General features: G+C 64.1%; 19 protein-coding genes. 8 read left to right on the forward strand and 11 right to left on the reverse strand.

All coding sequences use genetic code 11. From position 1 onward, the window contains the following. Positions 1-156: 156 nt before the first annotated feature. From ACERK3_08845 to ACERK3_08865, 5 genes are all read left to right on the forward strand, one after another. Positions 157-4674 carry an ABC transporter transmembrane domain-containing protein gene (locus ACERK3_08845; GenBank protein ID MFA9478402.1) on the forward strand — a complete coding sequence of 1506 codons (4518 nt, stop codon included), beginning with the start codon at positions 157-159 and terminating at the stop codon, positions 4672-4674. Positions 4675-5088: 414 nt separating this feature from the next. After that, positions 5089-5961: an acetylglutamate kinase gene (argB, locus tag ACERK3_08850; protein ID MFA9478403.1), complete on the forward strand. Its 873-nt coding sequence runs from the start codon at positions 5089-5091 to the stop codon at positions 5959-5961. A gap of 92 nt (positions 5962-6053) precedes the next feature. Continuing rightward, positions 6054-6986: an ornithine carbamoyltransferase gene (gene argF / locus ACERK3_08855; GenBank protein MFA9478404.1), complete on the forward strand. Its 933-nt coding sequence runs from the start codon at positions 6054-6056 to the stop codon at positions 6984-6986. Between the two features lie 228 nt (positions 6987-7214). Further along, positions 7215-7946 (forward strand): hypothetical protein, encoded by a 732-nt coding sequence (locus ACERK3_08860; GenBank protein ID MFA9478405.1) that lies wholly within the window; start codon positions 7215-7217, stop codon positions 7944-7946. Positions 7947-8096: 150 nt separating this feature from the next. Further along, positions 8097-8768, forward strand: a complete 672-nt coding sequence (locus tag ACERK3_08865) for a hemolysin III family protein (protein ID MFA9478406.1) — start codon at positions 8097-8099, stop codon at positions 8766-8768. 576 nt (positions 8769-9344) lie between these two features. Here ACERK3_08865 and ACERK3_08870 read toward each other — a convergent pair. Together ACERK3_08870 and lptB are read right to left on the reverse strand one after the other, a co-directional pair. Then, entirely contained in the window at positions 9345-10271 is a 927-nt protein-coding gene (locus tag ACERK3_08870) for a pseudouridine synthase (GenBank protein MFA9478407.1), read from the reverse strand. A gap of 111 nt (positions 10272-10382) precedes the next feature. Next, positions 10383-11120: an LPS export ABC transporter ATP-binding protein gene (gene lptB, locus ACERK3_08875; protein MFA9478408.1), complete on the reverse strand. Its 738-nt coding sequence runs from the start codon at positions 11118-11120 to the stop codon at positions 10383-10385. 142 nt (positions 11121-11262) lie between these two features. Between lptB and ACERK3_08880 the strand changes: the two genes are divergently transcribed. Next, complete coding sequence (locus ACERK3_08880) at positions 11263-12045, forward strand: ThuA domain-containing protein (protein MFA9478409.1); 783 nt, start codon at positions 11263-11265, stop codon at positions 12043-12045. Between the two features lie 36 nt (positions 12046-12081). Here ACERK3_08880 and ACERK3_08885 read toward each other — a convergent pair whose 3' ends face one another. Next, on the reverse strand, positions 12082-12594 hold the full coding sequence (locus ACERK3_08885; GenBank protein ID MFA9478410.1) for a CbiX/SirB N-terminal domain-containing protein: 513 nt from the start codon (positions 12592-12594) through the stop codon (positions 12082-12084). A gap of 41 nt (positions 12595-12635) precedes the next feature. Continuing rightward, positions 12636-14114, reverse strand: coding sequence for a cysteine--tRNA ligase (cysS, locus tag ACERK3_08890; GenBank protein ID MFA9478411.1), 1479 nt, complete (start codon positions 14112-14114; stop codon positions 12636-12638). A 54-nt stretch (positions 14115-14168) separates the two neighbouring features. On the opposite strand from cysS, the gene ACERK3_08895 reads away from it, so the two are divergent. Further along, a complete protein-coding gene (locus tag ACERK3_08895; GenBank protein MFA9478412.1) occupies positions 14169-14315 on the forward strand; it encodes a hypothetical protein in 147 nt (48 codons plus the stop codon). A gap of 173 nt (positions 14316-14488) precedes the next feature. Here ACERK3_08895 and ACERK3_08900 read toward each other — a convergent pair whose 3' ends face one another. From ACERK3_08900 to ACERK3_08915, 4 genes are all read right to left on the reverse strand, one after another. After that, entirely contained in the window at positions 14489-15772 is a 1284-nt protein-coding gene (locus ACERK3_08900) for a hemolysin family protein (protein MFA9478413.1), read from the reverse strand. 74 nt (positions 15773-15846) lie between these two features. After that, positions 15847-16488, reverse strand: a complete 642-nt coding sequence (gene ybeY, locus ACERK3_08905; protein MFA9478414.1) for an rRNA maturation RNase YbeY — start codon at positions 16486-16488, stop codon at positions 15847-15849. 121 nt (positions 16489-16609) lie between these two features. Further along, positions 16610-17041 (reverse strand): ATP-binding protein, encoded by a 432-nt coding sequence (locus ACERK3_08910; protein MFA9478415.1) that lies wholly within the window; start codon positions 17039-17041, stop codon positions 16610-16612. A gap of 39 nt (positions 17042-17080) precedes the next feature. Next, on the reverse strand, positions 17081-17440 hold the full coding sequence (locus tag ACERK3_08915; GenBank protein MFA9478416.1) for an STAS domain-containing protein: 360 nt from the start codon (positions 17438-17440) through the stop codon (positions 17081-17083). 261 nt (positions 17441-17701) lie between these two features. On the opposite strand from ACERK3_08915, the gene ACERK3_08920 reads away from it, so the two are divergent. Next, a complete protein-coding gene (locus ACERK3_08920; protein ID MFA9478417.1) occupies positions 17702-18982 on the forward strand; it encodes a Gfo/Idh/MocA family protein in 1281 nt (426 codons plus the stop codon). Between the two features lie 12 nt (positions 18983-18994). Here the strand turns inward: ACERK3_08920 and ACERK3_08925 are convergent, their stop codons facing one another. The 3 genes from ACERK3_08925 to ACERK3_08935 form a co-directional block, all read right to left on the reverse strand. Further along, a complete protein-coding gene (locus tag ACERK3_08925; GenBank protein ID MFA9478418.1) occupies positions 18995-19180 on the reverse strand; it encodes a hypothetical protein in 186 nt (61 codons plus the stop codon). Between the two features lie 190 nt (positions 19181-19370). Beyond that, positions 19371-21230, reverse strand: coding sequence for a hypothetical protein (locus ACERK3_08930; protein ID MFA9478419.1), 1860 nt, complete (start codon positions 21228-21230; stop codon positions 19371-19373). 250 nt (positions 21231-21480) lie between these two features. Further along, entirely contained in the window at positions 21481-22935 is a 1455-nt protein-coding gene (locus tag ACERK3_08935) for an AAA family ATPase (GenBank protein ID MFA9478420.1), read from the reverse strand. Positions 22936-23099: the final 164 nt, after the last annotated feature.

Below are 23099 nucleotides of genomic sequence, written 5' to 3' on the forward strand. Positions count from 1 at the left end.
CGTAACACCGCTGCTTCGCCGACTCAGAGCGTCGCAGGCCGGTGCGTCTTGACTTGGCCGGGCCCAGCAGTCCGGCAAATGAACGTGGCTCAATCGTAGTTTGGGGCCGACAGTTTTTTCACTGACGCACACGGCAGGCAGGGAGTTGAAAGTCCTATGTCGAGCCAACGGACGGCCGGCGGGCCATCCTCGCGCGGCGATCACACGTTCGCCCGCCTCGCGGCCCTGCTCAAACCCTACTGGGCACCGCTTGTCATTGCCCTGGCCATGCTCATCGGCCTGACGGTAGCGAACATCGCTCAGCCCCAGCTGATCGCCGTCATCCTCGATCGCGTCTTCCCCGACCAGAACTTCGGCCTGCTCTGGGTCGTCCTGTTCAGCTTCCTCAGCCTCTACGCGATCCGCAACTACCTCTACTTCCGCTCCAAGTACACCGCGGTCAAGGTCGGCGAAAACGTCTGCTTCACCCTTCGCAACCAGTTGTTCGAACGGTTGCAGCAGATGAACCTCCGCTACTACCAGCAGTCCAAGCCCGGCCAACTGTCCAGCCGAGTGATGAACGACAGCTTCGTCATTCAGGAATTCATCCAGTCCGAAGTGCCCAAGCTGCTGACCGCCGTGCTGCTGTTCCTCGGCGTCGTCGCGGTCATCTACGCGACCAACTGGCAACTCGCCCTCGCCTCCACCATCGTGCTCCCAATGCACCTGATCGCCTTTCACTACTTCAAACGCCCCATCAAGTCCGCCAGCCGATCCGCTCAGGAACACCTGGCCAACGCACACGGCAACCTCATCGAAAAGTTCCTCGGCATCGAGGTCGTCAAGGGCTTCACCGGCGAGCAGCGCGAAAGCCAGGCCTTCCAGGAAGCCATCGACCTCTCCCGCCAAAGCCAACTGCAAAGCCAGAAGTATCACGTCCTCCAGAAAGTCGCCGTCGACCTGCTGATCGGCCTCGGCTACGTGCTGCTGTTCGGCTTCGGGGCGTATCAGGTGATCGTCCGCGAATCGCTGAACGTCGGTCAGTTCGCCGCGTTTTTCATCTATGTCAAAATGCTCGAACCCACCGTCACCGAGCTCATGGGCGGGTTTGCGAAGCTCACCAAGGCCTCCGCGTGTATGGACCGCGTGTTCGAGTTGCTGGACAGTCCCGGCGGCGAGGGGCAGAGCGCCGGCGACAGTCGGCCGGAGATCCAGGGCAACATCCGCTACGAAAACGTCAGCTTCCGATACGACGACGGCCCGCGCGTGCTCGAAGACATCAGCTTCGAAGTTCAGGCCGGCCAGGTCTGCGCCATCGTCGGCCCGTCCGGGGCTGGCAAGAGCACGATGGTCAGCCTCGTCCCCCGGTTCAACGAACAGGGCGAAGGCACGATCTACATCGACGGCAAGCCGACCAATGAAATCCACCTGCAACACCTTCGCGAAGCCATCGGCGTGGCGTTTCAGGAATGCTTCCTGTTCAACTCCTCCGTGCTCGAAAATCTCCGCTACGCCCGCCCCGGTGCAACCCGGGCGCAGATCATCGACGTCGCCACGCGCGTCGGCGCCCACGAGTTCATCACGAAGCTGCCGCAAGGCTACGACACAATGCTCGGCGAATCGGGCGTCAATCTCTCGCGTGGCCAGAAGCAGCAGCTCGCCCTGACGCGGGCGATGCTCAAAGACCCGCAGATCCTCATTCTTGACGAAGCGACCGCGTCAATCGACACGGCCCGGGAGTCGCAGATCGTCCCTTCGATCCTTGAATTCATGCAAGGCAAGACCACGCTCATGATCACCCACCGCCCCGAACTGCTCAAGCACGCCGACGTCGTGCTCTACGTCAATGAGGGCCGACTCGTCTCCATCGAGCACCGCGACCCGGCCAACGCCGAGGCCGGCGCCGACGCAACCCCTCAGATCGAAGACGATCTGATCGACCTCGACAGCCCGGAGGAAGGCGCAGACCGCCCCGCCGACCGCGGCGACGCCCGCGAGCACACGTCGTCCGGCACGTGGGGGGCGCTGGCGAGCCTTGCCATCGTCGGCCTGCTCGGGGTGACAGTCGCGCTCAGCGGCGGGCCTGCATGGGCGGATGACGAAAATGCCGACGACGCCGACGCGGTCGAGCAGTCGCAAGAAGCGCCCCATGACGACCAGGCGACCGAGGCGAACGACGCCGAGGTCGAGGTCGAGGCCGACGCCGTCGTCGCCCCGCCGCAGGCCGAGCTGAATGATCTGGTTGACATTGACGTGCCGTGGGGCCGCTTTCTGGCCAAGCCCGGCCTCAGTGCCGTGCAGGTTCGCGAGTTGATCGAGGTGCTCGTAACCCAGCTTCGGCTTGAGCTGGGCTACGAGCAGGCCCCCCGCGACACGGCCAACCGCCTGCCGCCCGCGCCCGACTCGCTCAGCGGCCTCGTGCACCTTCGCCGAATGGACGACGCCGGCGGCGAGCACCTGTTGCAACTGGGCTACCGCTCGTTCATGAGTCGACCGACGCATGTCTGGCTCTACGGCGAACGCCACGCCGACGACGCCGTCGCCCGCAACACCGACGTGCAGACCATGGCGACCATGCTCGAACGCGCGACCGACGAAGCCGCGAACCTGCCGGCCGAAGACATGCCGAGGCTGCGCGTGGGCGAGTTGCGGTCGCGCATCGTGCACCTGAGCTATGTCGAGTCCGATCGGGCCGTGGCAGTGCTCAAGAGCATGGGCTACGAAGCCATCGAGTTCCGTCGCGACGGCAACGACAACCAGACCGTCGGCCGGGCGCGGATCATCGAGCCCACCCAACGGGTCGACCCCGAAAAGCTGCCCATCATCATCGCCATGCCCGGCTCGGACGGCACGGACATGGTCGGCGGACGGGACGGCAACGCGCCCGACCTGCCACACACCAGCGCGGGCGCGATGATGGAGCTGCTCGTCCTCTACCACCCCGCCGAGCCCGAGCAGTTCACCGAAGTCGCCAACCTCATCCGCGACAACATCGATCGGCCAGCCCGGCAGATCCTCATCGAAGCCATGGTCCTCGAAGTCTCCGAAACCGGCCTGCGCCAGCTCGGCATCGACTGGACCATGATGTCCGACCGCCCGTTCACCGGGCAGCATACCGACAACATTCAGGAACTCCGCCTCGGCCGACTGCCCGAGTTCCCCACCGGCGGGCCGTCGCTGGAGTTGGAGATCACCCGCGCGCTGGGCCACTTCACCACCCGCATCGAAGCGCTGATCCGCGACGGCGAAGCCGAAGTCCTCTCTCGACCCAGCGTCCTGACGCTGGACAACCGTCAGGCATCCATCAGCGTCGGCGAGGAAATCCCCATTGCCCAATCCATCCGCGGCCGAACGGGCGACCACGTGGAACTGAGCTTCGATCAGGTCGAGGTTGGCATCTTCCTCAACGTCCGCCCCCGCGTCACCGCCGAGGCTGACGAAGTCTCCATGCAGATCACCGGCACGGTCTCCGCCCAAGTGCCCGGCCAGGACCTGGTCGTCCGTGACTCCACAGGCCAGGTGCTCGGCTCATTCCCCCGCATCAGCAAACGGCAGGTGCAGACCTATTCGCGCATCGCCAACAACACACCGTTCATCATCGGCGGACTCATCTCCACCGATGACACGGTCGAGCAGCACAAAGTCCCCCTGCTGGGCGACCTCCCCCTGCTCGGCGCGCTGTTTCGCAGCGAACGACGCGAGTCGCTCAAACGCGAAGTGATCATCGTCATCACCCCCTACGTCCTGCCGGAAAACCAGATCGTCGGGCGGAACCTGCCCAAGGACGAAGACTTTTTCGACAGCACGGGGCATCGCCTGTTCCGCGACGCGTATCGCATTCGTGGCGAAGACGTGTTCGACCTCAGCTTCATTGTGGAGAACCGCGAGCTGCGGCGGATGCAGCGCCAGGCCGAGCGAGCCGTACGCAATAATCACCAGCTTCGCGAACGCTACCCGTTCGACCGATTCATCGAAGGCCGATTCCCCGGCGAGCATGTGCTCGTCTATCGCCAGATGTATGAAGTGGGCAACCGCCGCGGGCTTGATGCGCAGATCGACGACAACAAGGTCATTTTCTTCCGCCCGGACGAGCACAGTGAGTCGGGCTTCCGCGTGACGTTCCTCGATGCGTACCTGCGTCAGACCGCTCGCGAGCTTTGGGCCGAGCGCGACCGGTCGCCCGCGCGGAACGAGTCGGCCGACGACCTGTTCGACGCGCTGGGCGACAACGCCCTGGCGATCACCTTCACCACCCGCGACGATACGAACGACGCCGGCGAGCTGCTGCGTCAGCCCGTTCCGGAGTTGCAGGTCATGCACTGCCCGGACCGCCGGGCGTGGAGTCGGCTGCTGTGGGAGTTGAACCAGCCCGACGCGGACGGCCGCGACCGGCACACGATCCTCCTCCAGACGCCGCGCGACCTTCGCCGAGTCCGTCAGGCGATCGCGTTGAAGCAGACCGCCGACCTGAACGCGACCAGCGACAACGTGCGCCTGCGCGATTTCACCATCGGCAGGCAACTGCTGCTGCCGGACATCAAGGACGACGACATTTTCGTGATGGACGACGAGGTCGCGAAGTATTTCTTCTACACCGAGATGTACTACCCCGTCCTGCAACGCGAGCTGCAGCGCGGCTTGCGAACGCTCGAACAGGCGCTCGAAGACCCCCGCTTCGAGCGCCCGCGCCGTTGATGCGACGTTCGATTTTCAACGCCAAGTCGCCAAGACGCCAAGACGCCAAGGACAGCAGATCGTTCTTGCCACGAAGACACGAAGGACACGAAGAGAACACGAAGAAAGTCAGAAAATTATTTTTTTGGCAAGGAAGGGAAGCATGCATCTGTTCCGAAACACCTGCCCCTCCCAGTCACCTCCCCCTTCCTTCTAATTCTTGCTTCCCCCTTCGTGCCCCCTTCATCCCCTTCGTGCCTTCGTGGCTTGCCTTTCTTCTTGGCGTCCTGGCGACTTGGCGACTTGGCGTCTTGGCGTAGTAAGTGATTAGCTACGATCGCCCCACCCCCGCGTGCCGCCGCTTGTCGCGACAGCCCGCGGCGGCTAAATTGGGGGATTCTTCACCCCACGCCCCACCCCTGGGAGGCGACAGTCGTGCAGGATGCAATTGATAAGGCCGCGGCGCTGGTCGAGGCTCACAAATATATTCGTCGCTTCGAAGGCAAGACCGTTGTCGTGAAAGTCGGTGGGTCCATCATGGATGAGCCGGCGACGCTCGACAGCCTGATTCAGGACATCTGCTTCATGGACGCGGTGGGCATGCGCCCGGTGCTCGTCCACGGCGGGGGCAAGGGCATTACCGAAGCGATGAAGCAGGCGGGCCTTGAAGCGCAGTTCGTGCAGGGCAGGCGCTATACCGACGAACGCACGCTCGCCATTGCCGAGCATGTACTGGTGCGCGACATCAACGCGGGCATCGTCAAGCGCATCCGCGAGCTGGAGCACAAGTCGATGGGGCTCAACAGCCTCGGCAGTTGTGTCACCTTCGCCAGGCGGCTGTTCCTCGAAGGCGACGCCGGCCGACGGGTCGACATCGGCTACGTCGGTGAAATCGAGTCGATCAACGGCGAACTGGTGCAGGCGCTCGTCGACGCGCAGCATATTCCGGTGATCGCGCCGATCGCCCGCGACCCGTCAGGCGGCAAGCTCAACGTCAACGCCGACAGCGTCGCCGGCCACGTCGCCGCCGCGGTCGGCGCGGAAAAGCTCGTGCTCGTCTCCGATACGCACGGCATCCGCCTGTCGGAAGACGTCAACGACCTGGCAAGCCATCTGACCAAGGCGCAGATCGAAGAGCTGGTGAGCAAGGGCATCATCAGCGCCGGCATGCTGCCGAAGGTTGAAGCCAGTTTCATTGCGCTGGAAGGCGGCGTGGCGAAGACGCATATCATTGACGGTCGCATCCCGCACTCGCTGCTGCTGGAGGTGTACACCGAAAAGGGCATCGGCACGGAAATCGTGCTGTAACAACGCCGACGTGTCGATTGCCGATCTCCGCTGGCCGGGGGCCGGGGGGAGCATGGAAATCGGGCATCGAAGAATCAGAAATTGATAATCTCATGAACCACTTCATTACCATTGCCGACCACAGCAAAGAGACGATTCAACACATCCTCGACGTCGGCTTGAAACTGCGCGCCGAGCGCGAGCGCGGCAAGCGCAACCAGCCCGTACTCGACGGCCAGACGCTGGCGATGATTTTCGAAAAGCCCTCGCTTCGCACGCGCGTGAGCTTCGAACAGGCGATGTTCGAACTCGGCGGGCAGTCGATCGTGCTCGACCAGTCGCAGGTCGGGCTCGGCAAGCGCGAAAGCGTCGCCGACGTGACGCGCGTGCTCTGCGGCATGGTGCAGGGCATCGCGGCGCGGGTGTTCGAACACGAAAAGCTCGAACAGATGGCCCGCCACGGCGACAAGCCAGTGATCAACATGCTCAGCGACTACACGCACCCCTGCCAGGCGCTGGCGGATGTGATGACGATGATCGACGCGTTCGCGCCGGACACGCATGACCTCACGGGGCGAACGCTTGCGTTTGTGGGCGATGGCAATAACGTGGTGCGCAGCCTCGCGGCGATCTGCGGCCGACTGGGCATGAACTTTGTCGTCGCCAGCCCGGGCGGATATGAACTGGAACAGGCATATGTCGATCGCATCATGGCGGACTCGCCGAATATGAACTTCGACATGACCCGCGACGCGAAGCAGGCGGTGCGCGACGCGGACGCGATCTATACCGACACGTTTGTTTCCATGGGCCAGGAAGCCGAGAAGCAGACTCGGCTGCGTGCGTTTGAAGATTATCGATTGACCGAATCCCTGCTGGCCGAGGCGCCGGATCACGCGATCGTCTTGCACTGCCTGCCGGCGTATCGCGGGGTTGAGATCACCGATGAAGTGATCGACGGCCCGCGCAGCAGGGTGTTCCCGCAGGCGCACAATCGACTGCATGCCCAGAAGGGTCTGCTCGCGGTACTGATGGGCGGGCAATAGTTCGTCGAAGCGGTTTCACACTTGCAACATTCAGCCGCGGTGCTTGCGCCGCGCGTTTCGGCGCTGCCGGCGCTACAATCGTGTTGCTTACCGCTTGCATGGATGATCCAACCAACATTATTGAATTGAATAACATGTCCAACATGTTGACATTATCTAATTAGCATGACACGATAATGCTAATGACTATGCACACCGGTGCGACACTTTTTGAATGGACATATTGATATGGCGAAGAAAAAGAAATCACGTAAGAAGCCTGCCACGCAAAGTAAGAAGCGTGGCAAGACTCAATCGAAGAAACAAACCAAGCGCACCACCAAGAGCAAGCGGACCACCAAACGAATGAGTAAGCGCACGACCAAACGCAACACCAAGCGAACCGCGAAGCGGACCACGAAGCGCGCTGCGGCCTCGACAGCGAAGGCGGCCGTCGGCCGTGACCTGTTCAGCAAGGCGACCGACTGGCGGAAGCTCACGCACGACATCGCCGGTGCATTGCACGCCGGCAGCGAGCAGCTGGGCTCGCATGTGCAGGACCTCGAAGCGCGAGCGATGAAGATGGCCGGCCCGGCCCGCAAGCATCTGCTCGACGCGGCGAAGTCGCTGCGCAAGGCGCAACAGGAAGCGCAGCGGCCGGTACGCGATGAGCTGACCAAGGGCATCATGAGCATCGCGAGAACGATGGGCCTGCCGTTGGGCACGACCGCCAAAGCCAGCGGCGGACGCATGCCGGTCGCCCCCACGCCGCAGTCGCGCGAAGGCCGAGGCAAGAACCAGGCATTTGTGAACGCTCAGTTGCAGGCCGCCGGCCCCGAGGGCGCGAAGGTCACGGATATCAAGGAAGCGGCCGCCGCTGCGGGCCTGAACCCCACCAGCGTCGGCCAGGCCGTGACGAAGATGGCCAGCGACGGACAGATCAAACGCGTCGGCCGCGGGCGATATACATTCAAGGGCTAATGCGAGTCCGCCAGTCGGCAGGCATATACTTTGTGGGTGCCACGGCCTTTCACGGGCCGTGCTCGGCGCAAGCCGGCACGGCTTAAAGGTCGTGGCACCCTTATCAAACTCGCAATCCATACAAACCCTGACCTCCAGGCAGAATCAACGATGCGGTACTACGCAGGGCCCGGACACGAAGAAACACGGGTGGAAGAGTTCGCCAGCGTCCTCACGCACGGGCTCGGCGTGGTGCTGGCGATCGCAGCGCTGGCGATGATGCTGCACTACGCGCTGCTGCAAGGCGATGCGTGGCATGTCGTCACGCTCGCGATCTTCGGCGCGTCGCTGGTGGCGGTCTACCTCGCGTCAACCTTGTATCACGCGGTGCTCTATCACCACCGCAGCGGCCCGCGCTGGCGGCGGGCGATGCGCATCTGCGACCATGCGTGCATCTACCTGTTGATCGCCGGCACGTACACGCCGTTCATGCTCGTGACCATCGGCGGGCCCTGGGGCTGGAGCATCTTCGGCGTCATGTGGGCGCTCGCGGCCACGGGCATCGTGCTCAAGCTTCGCTACACCGGCCAGTTCCCCATGGTCTCGACCGGCATCTATATCGCCATGGGCTGGATGGCGCTGGCCTGCGGCGGACAGGTGATCGAAGCCACGAGCACCGTGGGCCTCGCCTGGCTGGTGGCGGGCGGCGTGGCGTACACCGGCGGCGTGGCGTTCTACCTCTGGGACCACCTGCCGTTCAACCACGCGATCTGGCATCTGTTCGTCGTCGCGGGCAGCGCCTGCCATGTGACCGCGGCGTTTTATGATGTGCTGCCGGGGTGAGTCAGACGCGCCGGAAGGGGCTGGAAAATTCGACGATTTCACATCGAAAACAGTGGACCTTTTTCGTGTGTAAGGTAATATATGTGTAGAGGAAATCGGGGAAGGGAAACAGAACCCTTCAGGCGGATACGGAACCCGATTTCCCAAATGATGCCCGCGCCGAAAAGAATAGGCAGGTGCCCAAGACCTCGAAATTCTTGATCGACGCGGGCTTTTTTTGTGCGCGTTTCGCTTCATTTTTCGTGCTCAATAGCCCCACGCGGGAGCGTAGGGTTGTGTACGTTCGCAGCCAACCCCACGCTTCCGCGTGGGGCTACTTGTTATACGGTTTCAAGTTATTTCCAGCGCGTTTTCCCACTCCCTCTCCCTCCCAGGGAGAGGGCTGGGGTGAGGGTGAAACGGCTGCGAAGTTGAGGCCTATCAGCATGCTGTGTCGTGGATGGTGCGGGGGCTTCCGACCCTCACCCTGACCCTCTCCCTGGAAGGGAGAGGGAACCGGACGCGCTGGGATTAACTTCAAGCCGTATTACTTGTTACTGCTTGATGAGCACGAGCGAGAATGTCGCTTGAGCCGCCTCAGTGCATCCCCGCTTCGCGGTAGAGCGCCTGCCGTTCGCGCGCGTCGAGCAGTCGCCACTGGCCGACGCCGAGGCCCTTGAGTTGCAGCGGGCCGATGGCCATGCGTTTGAGCCTGCGGACCTTGTACCCCAGCCGGGCGAGCAGTCGGCGGATCTCACGGTTCTGCCCTTCGCGCAAAGTGATCGCCAGCGTCGTGCGGTCGCCGCGGGCGCGGTCGCGTTCGAAGCCGAGGATGCGAACCTGCTCGACGCTGGCACGCTTGGCACGCGGCGACGGCCCGCCCGGTTTGCCCGGCGGCCCCGGGCGACGTGGCGCGTCACCGCGATCGGGCGCAGCGAGGAACAGGCCCTTCTTCATCGCGACAAGGTCGTTCGCGTCGAGCTTGCCGCGAATCGAGACGCGGTATTGCTTGGTCACGCCATAGCGGGGGTGGGTGAGGCGGTTGGCCAGTTCGCCGTCGTCGGTCAGCAGCATGAGGCCGGTCGAGTCCGCGTCGAGCCTGCCGACGGGGTACAGCCGGGCGTGGCCGGGCAGGTCGACGAGGTCGAGCACGGTCTTGCGCTGCTCGGGGTCATCGGTGGTGGAGATGACATTGCGTGGCTTGTGCAGCATGACGTACGTGTGGCGGGCCGTACGGCGGTCGGTCTTTCGCGGGCGTGGCAGCGGTTGGCCGTCTACTTCAATGCGATCGTTCGCCGGGTCGACCCACGCGGGCAGCTCGCGCACGGGCGTGCCGTTGACGCGCACGCGGCCCTCTTCGATCAACGTCTCGCACGCTCTTCGGGAGGCGACGCCCGCCTCGGCCATCGCCTTTTGCAGCCGAATGCCGCGCGACGCATCGCGCAAGTCGCCGGCCGTGTCCGCTTTGGCGTGGTCGCGGCTGCGGGCGTGGGCAGGTTTGTCATGGTCACGGCTGTCGGGCATGCGGTCCTTTCGGGGCCATTGCTTCATACGGATCGCGACGGAGCGCGAACCTCCTGCCAGATGCTAGTCACGTTGCTGGCAAATCAACACTCGAAAATCATCGATCGTCACTCAATCAAACTCATCGCCCCGGAACATCGAGCCAAGATAGAGCTTTTTCACCTGCTCGTTGTTCACGATTTCCTTCGGCGTGCCCTCCGCGAAGACCTTGCCTTCGAAAATCACATACGCTCGGTCCACGATCTCCAGCGTCCGCTGGACGTTGTGGTCGGTCACGAGCATGGCGATATGGTGTTCGTCGCGCAGTCGGCGGACCTCGGCCTGGAGCTCTTCCACCGCGACCGGGTCGACGCCGGAGAACGGCTCATCGAGCAGGATAAGCGAGGGCTCGCTGATGAGGGCGCGGGCGATTTCCAGCTTCCGCCGTTCGCCGCCGGAGAGCGTGCGGGCCTGTTGCTTGCGGTTCTTAGTCAGGTCGAACTGGGCCATCAACTCCTCCGCCCGCTGCTTGCGTTCCGCGCGGCGGAGCGGGCGGGTTTCGAGGATGGCCATCAGATTCTGCTCGACGGTGAGGCGTTGGAAGACGCTGGGCTCCTGGGCGAGGTAGCCCATGCCACGCTGAGCGCGCTGGTACATCGGCAGCTTGGTCACGTCCTGGCCGTTGAAGATGACCTGGCCCTGGTCGGGGCTGATCATGCCCACGGTCATGCGGAAGCTGGTGGTCTTGCCCGCGCCGTTTCGCCCGAGCAGGCCGACGATCTCGCCCTCCGCCACGTCGAAGGAGACGTGGTTGACGACCGTTCGGCCGCTGTACTGCTTCACCAGATTGTTGGCTTTGAGAATGTACACGCCGTGGATGATAACGAAATCGCCCGCGTTGCCCGAACCGGCCGACGCCGTACCTTGCAGCCGCTGCGCCCAACCGGTAAAAAAGGCCCGGCAGTTGATCGCGATTCGCCACGACAGGCTTTCTCACACAAGGACCATCACCATGGCCGACCAGCCCATCCGCGTCACCGTCTGGCATGAGCACGTCCACGAAAAGAAGAACAAAGTCGTTGCTGACCTCTACCCCGACGGCATGCACGCCGTCATGAAGGCCGGCATCGAGGAATACCTCGGTTCGCAGGTCAAAGTCGGCACCGCGCTGCTCGAACAACCCGAGCATGGCCTGACCCAGGAAGTGCTCGACAACACCGACGTGCTCACCTGGTGGGGGCACCGGGCACACAACGAAGTCGACGACGAAATCGTCGATCGCGTCTACAAGCGCGTGCTCGAAGGCATGGGCCTCATCGTCCTGCACTCCGGCCATTACGCGAAAATCTTCAAGAAACTCATGGGCACCGGCTGCGGCCTGAAGTGGCGCGAAGCCGCTGAAAAAGAACGACTCTGGGTCGTCAACCCCGGACACCCCATCGTCGACGGACTCGACGAATACTTCGAACTCGAACACACCGAAATGTATGGCGAACTGTTCGACATCCCCACGCCCGACGAACTGATCTTCATCAGCTGGTTCGAAGGCGGCGAAGTCTTCCGTTCCGGCTGCACCTGGACCCGCGGCAAGGGCAAAGTCTTCTACTTCCGCCCCGGCCACGAAACGTTCCCCATCTACTACGACAAAAACGTCCGCAAAGTGCTCGCCAACGGCGTGAAGTACGTCGCCCCCCGCACGGGCAGCCCCTACTCGCTCAAGGCCCCGAACATCGACAAACCGCTGAGCCCGATCAACAGCACGCACGAAGTCGACGAATCGCTGCACCAACACTGATTGTGCGTTCAGCTCACGCGAATCCGCAACCCGAGGTCAGTTGACCGGCGCGGGCGATTCGCTGCGCATCTGGCATCGGCCCGTGCCGCGGCAGACGTCGCATTCGTCCACCTTGCCCGCGACGTGCGAAAGGCAATAGTCGATCCGCGACGCGATCAACTCGCACATCAGCGGATGCAGCCCGATCGGCGCCGCCACCATGTGCGGCACGTCCGGATGAGCCTTGCCCGCCTCCGCGGTGAGGTGCGGGATATCTTTGTTCCAATGCCGACCCGGTGCGAGAAAGTAAGGCGACACCACCACCCGCTTCGCGCCCCGCTCAACGCAACGGTCAAACGCCGTGGCGATCGAAGGCTCGGCCAACTCCATGTGCGCCGGCTCGACAATCGCGTAACGCATCGTCTTGCGGAACATCGCCACGAAGTCTTCGAGCATCTCGTTCGACTCGGCTCGGCGGGAGCCGTGGTCAACAATGATGATGCCAGTCTCGGCAAGCTCGGCGTCGCTCGGCCGAGGCACGTCAGATGGGGCAGGGCTGTGCATAGTCATACATTTTAGCCAGCGAACAACACGGCGGAAATATTCCAACCTCACGCAAGCCGTTTGCTCGCCGTCGTGCCTTCCGACCCCGTGCGAACGTCGTAGCCCGCGTCGTCGAGCTCCTGCCGCAGGCGGTCCGCGGTCGCGTAGTCCTTTTGCTTGCGGGCTGCGTCGATGTCGGCACACTTGGCCATGACATCATCATCACCCTGCCCGCCCGCCTCCGTCGGCAGAACGCCGAGCACCGCATCGAACCGCCGCAGCACCGCCAGCGCCGTCGCCGCGTCCGCGTCCGGCTCGCGCAGATACTCGAACGCCACCGCGATCGCCCCCGCCACGTTCAAGTCATCCGCCAGCGCTGCGACAAACCGCCGCACCGCGTCATGATCATCCCCCACCTCGACCGCTGCATCGCCTGCCTTGCGCTCGAACCCCGCCGCCGCGTCGCGCAGCTTCTGCACAGCGCTCGCGGAATCTTCCAATCCCTTCATCGTGAAGTTCATGTTCGAGCGATAGTGCGCCTTCATCAGCTCATAGCGAATCACCACCGGGTCGACGCCCTTCGCGAGCAGGTCGCGGACCGTGAAGAAGTTGCCCTTGCTTTTGGACATCTTCTGGCCTTCGACCAGCAGGAACCGCGTGTGCATCCAGTAGCGGGCGAAGTGGGCCTTGCCCGTATAGCTGCACGACTGGGCGATTTCGCATTCATGGTGCGGGAAGATGTTGTCTTCGCCGCCGGTGTGGATGTCGATCTGCTCGCGATCGTGCAGCTTCAGCGCCATCGCCGAGCACTCGATATGCCAACCCGGATACCCTTCGCCGAACCGCGACGGCCACTTCATGATGTGCTTCGTGTCCGGCTTCCACAGCAGGAAGTCGGCCGGGTGTCGCTTGCCCGCCTGATGCTGCTGGTCGATGCGGCCGCCCGCGCCGCCGCGCAGCTTGTCCAGCGTATTGCCCGACAGCTTGCCGTAGTCGGGAAACTTCTCCACGCTGAAGTAGACCGCGCCGTCGCCCGCCACGTACGCATGCCCGTCGTCCACCAGCTTGCCGATGATGGTGAGCATCTGCTCGATGTGATCCGTCGCTCGCGGCAACTGCGTCGGCTCGTCGGCGACCTTCAGCTTCAACTGCTGCGAATCCTCAATGAACGCCTTCGTGTAAAACGCAGCGATCTGGTACGGATCGTTCGGGTCTGCCACATCGTCGCGCGTCAGCGAGCCGGCCTTCTTCGCTTCCTTCATGCGGGCCATCGCGACCTGCATCTTGTCTTCGCCCGCGCCGTCGGCCAGCTGATCCTCGGTCATGTGGCCGACGTCGGTGATGTTCATCACCTGCCGAACGTCATAGCCCGCCAGTTCGAGAAACCGCCGCAGCACGTCCGCAAACACAAACGCACGAAAATTGCCGATGTGCGCAAAGTCGTACACCGTCGGCCCGCAGTTGTACATCGTCACCACGCCAGGCTCGATCGGCTCGAACGGCTCCACGCGATGCGTCAACGTGTTGTAAAACGTGATTCCCATCATCGGCGAATTGTAGCAGTTCCGGACGCGCCTATAACTCTCCCGGGAGGCACCGCCATGCTCGACTCACGACCCTTCGCCATCGGCGCCGCGATCAGCTTGACATTGACCGCCCTGCTCGTCGGCCTCGCGCTCGTCGTCCGCGCCCTGCGCAACATCAACCTCACCCTCATGCTCTCGCTGCGACGCGATACCGACATTTAACCCCCGCGCCCACGCGGGGGCATTTCCGAGGGCGCTCCAGTACGACAACGCGGGTTCACACTTGCAACATTTAGCCGCGGTGCTCGCACCGCGCTCTTCGGCTCGATGGGACCGAACGCGCGGGCCAAGGCCCGCGGCTAAATGAGGTGCGGGATCGAACCCACCTTGCCGTACTAACTGTCCCCCGCGCGCGAGTCCACCTCCGCACGTTCAATACGCACACGGCGGACCTTCGTCCGCTCCACATCCGTCACGATGAAACGCATGTTCTCAAACTCGAAGCTTTCGCCCTGCTCCGGGATGTGGCCGAGCGTGGAGAACACGAAGCCGCCGAGCGTGTCGTAGTCTTCATCTTCGGGCAGCTCGACGTCGAGCGCGTCGTTCAGATCGCCGATGCGGATGCGGGCGTCCACATCCGACGTATGCTCATCCACCTGCTCGATAGGCGACGCCGGTTCCAGCGGTTCATATTCGTCCTGAATCTCGCCGACGATTTCTTCGAGGATGTCTTCAATGGTGACCAGGCCCGCCGTCCCGCCGTACTCATCGAGCACGATGGCCATGTGCACCTTCCGCTGCTTGAACTCGCCCAGCAGCTCGCGCACCGACTTGCTCTCGGGTACGAGGAACGCATCGCGGAGGCAGGCCCGCAGGTCGAAAATCTCGTCGCCGTTCTCGACAAAGCGGATCAGGTCTTTCGCGTAGAGGATGCCCACGATGTTGTCGAGGTTTTCCTCGTACACCGGGATTCGGCTATGCCCGACCTCAATGATCGCCTGCTTCACTTCCGTCAACGTGCTGGTGACGGAAACGCCGCATACGTCGGTGCGCGGCGTCATGATCTCGCCCGCGGTGGTGGTGGGCAGCTCGAACACCGCTTCGAGCATTTCCTTCTGCGCTTCGTCCACTTCCCCGCTGGCCGACTCATGTTCTTCGACAACGGAGAGCACCTGGTCGGAGATGGCGTTTTCCTCGTCCGGCTGCTCGCTCGCGCCGGAGATCCGCCGAACGATCGGGTCGACCACGTGCAGCGCCACCGTCAACGGCTTGAACACCGTGAGCAACACGTTCAGCAGCGGGATCGAGCCCACGACGATCTCTTCCCGTCGATACCGCGACCAACTGAACGGAATCGCCACCGCGAAGACACTCACCAGCACGCCGGCGATAAGAAACGCGAGCGTGTAATGCAGCACCGGCGGCTGATCGCGAAAGTAGCGCTCGACCACGTAAAACGTCGCCAGCAGTGCGACCAGGTTCGCCCCCGTGCGCAGCGCCCCCGTGAGCAGAATCAACTGCGACGTCCGCGCGACCAGCGGCTCGAGGCGGTCGAGCTTGCCGCGCTCGTCCAGCATGTCTGCGAGGCGCTTGCGCGAGTAGCTTTTCAAGGCCGTGCTGCACGCAGCAAAATAGCCAGCGACGAACAGGGCAATGATGGCAATCCAGATTACGGGCACCGCGGTCTTCTCCGAGCAACCTTCAAATCCGAAGCCTCATGACGTACTGCATGAGCCCTCGGCTTCGTCGGCCGCTAGCTTGCTTCACCTTGCCTGCCGAACACCGCACCCAGGCCCACCGCCTGGAGCAGCTGATCTTCGCGAGCGTGCATGCGCTGATACGCCTGTTCGTCGTGGTCATCTTCCCCGAGCAGGTGCAGCAGGCCATGCAACGCATAGAGCAGCGCTTCGACGCGCGGCGCGTGGCCGCGAGCGTCGGCCTGTCGGCGGGCTTCGTCGAGGCAGACGACAATGTCCCCCTCCACCACCGCCGGGCCGTTTGGCGTGGGCCCGACATCGTCCGACAAATCAAACGTCAGCACGTCCGTCGTGCCCGGGACGCCAGCGTACTGCTCGTGCATCTCGCTCATCTTCGCATCATCCACCGCCAGCACGGTCAGCTCACCCCCGCGCACGCCCGCCCGCACCGCCAGCTCGCGCAGCATCGCCTCCAGCCAGCCGACCACCGGCGGGTCAACGTCGGCCGTCTCCAGCAACAGGCGAACCGTCGGCCCGGCTGCCGTGTCAGGGGCTTGCATGTCAGGGGTATCGCCAGCCGCGAAGCCGTCCGTCGCGGGTCTGCGACTCAGAGGGTCATCGCCCGCCGGCGCGGGGTCGCCTTCGGCCGGGGTCGTCCGGTCGCCGGCGGCGGATCGAGATGGTGCGGATTCGGACAAAGCCTCTTTCAACGTCCCCGGGGCGTGTTGCGCGACGATAACTCTATTCCCAATCGCCCGCCAAGCCAACCCCAACAGGCCACTTTCCCCCCGACCGCTGGATTCGAGGTCGCCCACGCCGTCAATCGGCGCTCGGCCCGACGCAGTCGCGATCCTTGATCATCGTCACCTGGTTGCCGCGCTTGTTGAACTTCACATCGGTCATGTACGCCTGCATCAGCATCACGCCTCGGCCGCAAGGCCGCGTGAGGTTCTCCGACTCCGTCGGGTCGGGCAGATGGTCAGGGTGAAAGCCGCAGCCCTCGTCGGTCACGGTGATACGGACCTGTTTGTCCGTGACCGCCCACTCGACGGCCACCTGCTTTTCCGGGTCGTTGCAGTTGCCGTGGCGGATCGCGTTGGTCAGCGCCTCATCGACCGACAGCCGGATCGCGAAGACCGCCTTCTCCGGGTAGTCGTGGTCGGCGATCTGTTGAAAGAGCGGCTCCGTGACGCGTTGCGTTTCGGAGAGCTTGCTCGGGATCACCATTTTGGTGACGGGTGCTCTGCCCATGATTCGGCCGATGATGCCGGACACGCCGGCAGGGTGAACTTACTTGAAGCTGGCGCGGGCCTTGTCGGTCGAGTCGTGGATCTGAAACAGCTTGTTGAGCTTCGTGATGACGAACACTTCGTAGATCTGCGGGTTGATGTTCGCCAGCCGAAGCTGCCCGCCCTTCTGCCGGACCTTGTTGTTGACCGTAATCAACGTGCCCAAAGCAGCGGAAGAGAGGTGCTCGACATTGTCGAAACTGATCAGAATGCGAGGGTTGGTCTGTTGCTCGATCAGCGCGGCGATCTCGTCGCCGATCTGCTGAATGCTCGCTTCTTCGAGAATGTTGCGGTCGACGAAGCCGATCTGAACGATCCCTTCGTCTTCCTGCACCACAAGGCGCGATTCCTTGGCCGTCATCGAATTAAATCTCCGTGCAGGATGAAGTCGACCGGCGGATCGTCCCCTCAGGCCGACCGGGTGCGCAGCGCAAGCTATCGCGGGCGTGCGCGGCTGTCAAGAACAACCTCATGCAGAACCACAGGCTACGCAGCTCCGGCGCGGCCGCGGCACACCCGAGCCGGGTTTCCCACCGGCCGCCCGAGCCGCTAAAGTGGAACCCACGCAGCGGCGGAAAATATGCCAGACGTCGGCCAACGGGTCGCGAGGATGAACGAGATTATGAAGGATTCGGCGGACACAGTCGTGCTGGGCATCGCGGGCGTCGGCGGATATGCCGCGTCCATGACAGACTTCGTGCTGGAGGTCGGCGAGCAGCTGCGGCCGACGATCCGCCTCGCCGCCGTCTGCGACCCGCAGCCGGAGGCCCACGTCGAGCGCGTCGAGCAACTCCGGGCCAGCGGCATCCAGGTGCTCGAGTCCTTCGAAAAGCTGCTGGAACTCGACGAGATCGACGCCGTCTGGCTGCCCGTGCCGATCGACCTTCATAAGACCTTTACCGAAAAAGCACTTGCAGCAGGCAAGGCCGTCCTCTGCGAAAAACCCGCCTCCGGAACGATTGACGAACTCGATGCCATGATCGCCGCCCGCGACCGGGCCGGTCGGCCTGCGGTCATCGGCTTTCAAGACGTCTACGACCCGACCACGCTCCCGCTGAAGCGACGCCTGCTCGCGGGCGAAATCGGCAAGATCAACCGCGTCGTCGTGCATGGCTGCTGGCCTCGCCCAGCGAGCTACTTCGACCGCGCGACCTGGGCCGGCCGACTCAAACGCGGCGACAACTGGGTGCTCGACAGCCCTGTGCAGAACGCGATGTCCCACTTCGTCAACATCGCCCTGTTCCTGCTCGGCGCCAGCGAAGCCACCGCCGCCACGCCCGTGTCGGTCGACGCGGAGTTGTACCGTGCCGCCCCGATTGAAAATTACGACACCGTCAGCGCCCGCGTCGATCTCGAAGAAGGCCCGCAACTGCTCGTGCTGCTCACCCACAGCTGCGCCGGCACGGTGCACCCGAACCTCCGGATCGAAGGCGAACGCGGCACGGTCGTCTGGACCACGCGCGACATCAACATCGATTCGCCCCTCGGCCAGACGGAGATCGAACGCGACGGCTCGATGCGTCGGCGGATGCTCCAGCGCTTCGCCCGCCTCGTCCGAGGCATGGCCGACCAGGACATCGGCGTCGCCACCCTCGAAGTCGCCCGACAGCACACGCTGCTGATCAACGCCCTCTCCGAGGCGACCCCCATCCACCCGGTGCCCAAGGCCAACATCACCGCCACCGAGAAAAAAGACAGCGTCGTCCAGGCCGTGCCCGGCATCGAAGATGCCTTCTGCCACTGCGCCGCGAACCACCTGATGCTCCACGAGTCGGGCCAACTCGCATTCACCCAACCCGCCCGGCGGTTCGACCTCCGCGGCTACAACCACTTCGCCGGCCCGCATCCGGACAACGCCGACCAGACCGTCGCGAGTGGTAAGCAGTCCAACGGCGATGCCTGACGTCGCAGCGCTTCACGCTTCACCGAGCAACGCCCGGCGGGATTGAACGCACACACCCAGCCCGATCAACGCCAAGCCCAGGCAAGCCAACGGGTTGTGATAGATCACGCCCTGTTCCGGGTGGACGCTGGCATACAGCACCACGCCCGCCACGAACAGCCACGCAGACAGCTTCAAGCCCATTTTCAGGTTCATCATGTTCGCCTCCTCCGCGAATCGTCGGCTGGATCAGGCCGACCTTCTCGAAGGCGACGATATAACCGCGGCGGACGCAAATACATTTTCCGACATTTTTTGAAAATGCGGTTTGGACATGAACCTCGCGCGCGATCGAAGCCCACGGATTCAATCCGTGGGTGCCCTTTTCGCAATCCGTATCATCGCGGGTTCAGTTCAGCGGCGTGCTGAACCAGGTGGCGTGCTCGGCCTGGCCGACTTTTTGGAGCAGATGCAGCTTGAGCATCGGGCCCAGCCGGGCGGTGAGCGCGTTGGCCAGGTCGGCGCGGTGGGTAAACAGGTGCAGCACCGGGTCGGCAGCGCGGTCGAACCTGCACTGCCGCTGGGTGAGCTGAAGCAACTCGACGTGCTCACGCACCCAGGCGCGGGCTTCCAATAGTTCGATCAATGCCCGGCGAAGCGCGGGCAGGTCGTCGTCGCTTCGCTGCGCGACGGCGGTGCGGTCGGCGGCCGGCGCGTGACGACGCAGCAGATGCAGTCGGCCGTCCTGATCGAGCAGCAACTGCGTGTCCGGCTGATGCGGGCAGCGAGCCTCCAACGCCATGCCACCCACCAGCGCGTCGCCGGTGAGAAACGCTGCGAGGTCGGGCGACGCCTCGCCTTCGCTCGGCTGCGGCTGAGCAGGCTCGGCGGTCGGCTGAGCAGCGGGCTGCTGATGTGCGGGCTGCTCGGCTGCGGACTGCGGCTCACGCGCGGTCGATTGCCTGGGCGCTTGCTCGGCCGTCCGTTCAGGCACTCGTTCAGTCGTTTGTTCAAGCTCCGGCTCACGCGTCGGCTCGTCAAACGAAGGCAGCTCGTCGAAGGGGAACTCTGTCTCTGCGGATGCGAAGTCCGCAGGCTCAACGTCCGGCGAATCAAAGTCGTCGGCAGGCTCCACGTCCGCAGACTCGGCATGCGTCGGCTCGGCTTGGGCCGTGCCCGATCGCCCCTCGGCCGGGTCGAGGCCGGCGAGCCAACGGCGAAGCGACGGCCAGAGCGTCTGCATCGGCTCGAATCGGCCCAGCTGACGGAGATTGACCGGCACCATCTGACGCTGCGAACCAACAAGCTCGATCGGCGTGTCGAGGAAACTCGCAGCGGCACTGCGCAGGCGGGCGATGCCCCGGCAGGCGGACTCGTCGTCGCTGCCCATCATCATCACGCCCACCCGCCTCGGCGTCGCGGCAGGGTCGGTTTCGATCATCCGCTTGAGCAGGCGATAGCCCGCCACCGTCGCGGCGTCGTCCGCGCCGGTCAGCAGCGTCCACGCGTCGAGGCAGCGCAGCTTGGCGAGCACCATCGGGTTCGGGCTTGCCTCGACATGCACGAGCACCCGCCGAACCGGATGCGGCGCGAGGCGAATCAGCGTTTCCAGTCGGTCGACCAGGTCCCGCGCCTGCCCGCCCGGCGGCACGCGCCCCGGCGGCTGCGGGCGGTCGGTCGGCTCGACCATCTCCATGTCCAGCCCCTGCTCGTCAAGGTGCAGCAGCAGCACCGGCCCCTCGCGCTGAGCGAGCCGCTGAGCATATTGCGTCAGCCAGGGCCCACTCAAGCCCGGCAGATTGCCCAGCAGCACGGCTTCCACGCTCGCGGGCGCTGCCACGGGCAGCCGGGCTTCGCGGTCGTCAGCATCGTCGGTTGATGATTCGTCGGTCGGACCGGCCGACCCGACGTCGTCGCGGTGCAGGCGAAGCGACGGCGCGGCGGGCGAACTCGCACGCGAGGCGCGCGGCTCGGGCCGATCGTCGGCAGGGCGGCGATAGGGGCTCGGCCGAGGGGCGACCGGGCCGGTCTTCGGCGGCAGGCGGATCGGGGCCGGGCCTTCAAGGTCGAACTCGGCCAGCACGGTCTCGGCGTCGCGCGGGTGGCGGGCGGCCTTCGTCGCGCTGGCTGGCGTGTCGCGGTCCGCGTCGGCTTGGTCCGCGTCGGCAGGCTCGTCCGCCTCGACGGGGGACGGCGGACCGCCGGTTGGCCCTGTCAGGAACAGGTCGGCCAACTCGTCCAGTGCTCGGCGTGTGCGATTTTCCTCCATGCCTGTCGCCCGAGTCGGCCGGGAGCGATGCCCGGCAGGGATCGGCGCAATGATCGCCGACCCATATTGCGTTGCGTCCTCTGGGAATCGCGGGCGATCAGAACTCCCCTGCCGCCTGTGCGATCCCCCCCAATGCGAAACGTGCCTTCTCGACAGGCGTCGGCCAACCTGTCGCGTCCCTGAATCCAACCCCGGTCGACCGTCGCGGACGGCCACTCCAGGCCCGCCACACGAACGATGTTCCTACAGCTTAGTCGATCATGTCCGTCAGCTCGACCACGTTGTTCATTTCACCTTGCGCCGTCGGCTCGACCTCGCGATTGTACGGATCTGGCAGCCACTGACCGTCGATCACCAGGCGATATTGATACCGCCCCGGCGTGACGGGCACGCAAGTCTGCAGGATGCCCAGCGACTCGTCGCGCTTCATCGGCGACGCGTCGGGGTTCCACGCGTTGAAGTCGCCGACCACCGCGACACGTCGGCCGGTCGTGCCCGGCTGGATGAACAGCAGGCCCTGTGCCGTCGGACGTACGCCGTAGAGCTGGGCGAGTTTGGTCTGCAACGCCGTATTGCTGCCGTTCGAGCCGTTCGAAGGGATGGCAGGCTCGTAATCGGGCTCGTCGGGCACGATCGGCGGCTGGGGCGGCTCGCGACGCGCCGGCTCGGCGAGGTTTTCCTGCCGCAGTTCCGGATCGCTGGCCAGCCGTTGGGCGAGCGAGGCCGTGCGGGCGCTCAGGGCCCGGGCTCGTTCGACCAGCTCGGCAGCACGGCTGAGCGCGGGGTTCTGCCGTACGAGCGGGGCGTCGTTCGCGTCGTGCGTCGGCAGCGTCGGGTTGCTCATCAGCCAGCCGGCGAGGCGCTCGAAGTCCTGCATGCCCCGGCTGGCGGCGTCGTATTCGGTGATGGGTTGGCCGAAGCTGGCGGCCTCTTTGAGCTTCGCGTTGAAGTTGATGACCACCGGCAGCAGCTTGTCGTCGAAGTGACGTTTCAGCTCGGAGAGAATCTCGCGGGCAAGCTTCGTGCGGACGTCGTACATCGTGGCGAGCACCATGAAACGCACGTCGTGACCCGCGCGGCGGGAGAGCATTTCAATCGTCTGGGCCTGCTTCAACGAGCCCTGCAACGCGTAGTAGCCGGTCTCGACGGGGATGAACACCTCGTCGGCGGCCCGCAGCGCGTTGAACGTCAGCAGCCCGATGCTCGGTGGGCAGTCGATGACGCAAAAGTCGTATTTGTCCTGCACGGTCGAAAGCACCTGCGCCAGGCGACGGTCTTTGTCCGGCGCGGTGGCGAGCAGTTGCTCGACGCCGGCGAGGTTGATTTTCGCAGGGACGAGGTCGAGGTGGCGGGCGATCTGCCAGGTGACGTCCGCGAACGCGATCGAGCCGTCCATCCCCGCACGCAAAACGTCGGCGATCGAGCGGTCGACCTGGGCTTCGGGCACGGCGAGGCCCATCGCGCAATGGCCCTGCGGGTCCATGTCCACCAACAGCGTCCGCTGCCCGCGCGCCGCGAGCGTGGCTGCAAGGTTGATGGAGACCGTGGTCTTGCCACAGCCACCCTTCTGGTTGATGATCGCGATGGTTCGCACCTGACTGAAACCCTTTCGTCCGTGAAAGGTGACCGGTCGGCCGAGCTTCTGCTCAACGCGACCGCTGCCCGAGCTGACATGAACGCGAGTCCCTTCGCTCGGTCGAAACACCGCAGCCGTGCAAGCCGTTGTCGAAATCGCGGGCTAAGCAAGGCACAACCGTGTCTCGTTATCCGTTATCGGGAGATAATGGGGGGGACCTTGAATTCCAATACTGATAACGGCGATTTTCTCGGCAGCTTTTCTTTTAGTACGACAACGTGACTGCTTCATCT

Source organism: Phycisphaerales bacterium AB-hyl4 (assembly GCA_041821185.1).
Taxonomy (GTDB): Bacteria; Planctomycetota; Phycisphaerae; order Phycisphaerales; family Phycisphaeraceae; genus Natronomicrosphaera; species Natronomicrosphaera hydrolytica.